Below are 536 nucleotides of genomic sequence, written 5' to 3'. Positions count from 1 at the left end.
GTTAGATGTGAGACAGTTTGTTAATTTGAGATATCAAACTGTCGCTTACACCTTCATTTATTGCACTTAAAAGCGCTTTCCCTGTAAATGCTTTAAGTCTATCGTCTGTCGCAACGTCTCCGCAGATAAACCAAGTCGCATTTAAAGCATTGGCGTGAGCTAACATTAGACGCACGGGATCTCTATCATCAAGCCTAACTTTATAGGTCAAATCAACAAACGCTGCTAATTGATTTTCAGTAAATACAGTATGCTTAATTAACAATTCACGCGTGAATCGTTCTCCAGTCGGGTACAAAAGAAAGCCTACACTGTTTGCTGCATCAGCCAAACGCTGTGCACCTTTTCTATCGGGTGTCACATTTTTCATTAGCAAATCAGTATTGCTTAAAAATGGCTGTAACTCATAAATACGACGAACGTCATCGTTTTGATTTAAATAGTTCGAAGAGTAAAGAAGAGAGCGCGGGTCAAAATATAAAATGTTCATTGGTTCTACCGAAAGTGATTTTATGCTCTATCTATAAGTACACCAT

Annotated in this window: 1 protein-coding gene; it reads right to left on the bottom strand. The window is 38.2% G+C overall.

What is annotated here, in order from left to right:
• Position 1 precedes the first annotated feature (1 nt).
• Entirely contained in the window at positions 2-490 is a 489-nt protein-coding gene (locus AB4486_RS28465; RefSeq protein ID WP_102319802.1) for a hypothetical protein, read from the bottom strand.
• Positions 491-536: the final 46 nt, after the last annotated feature.

The organism is Vibrio sp. 10N.222.55.C6 (assembly GCF_041473395.1).
Classification (GTDB): Bacteria; Pseudomonadota; Gammaproteobacteria; order Enterobacterales; family Vibrionaceae; genus Vibrio; species Vibrio crassostreae_C.
This window is presented reverse-complemented; position numbering and strand designations above follow the sequence as displayed.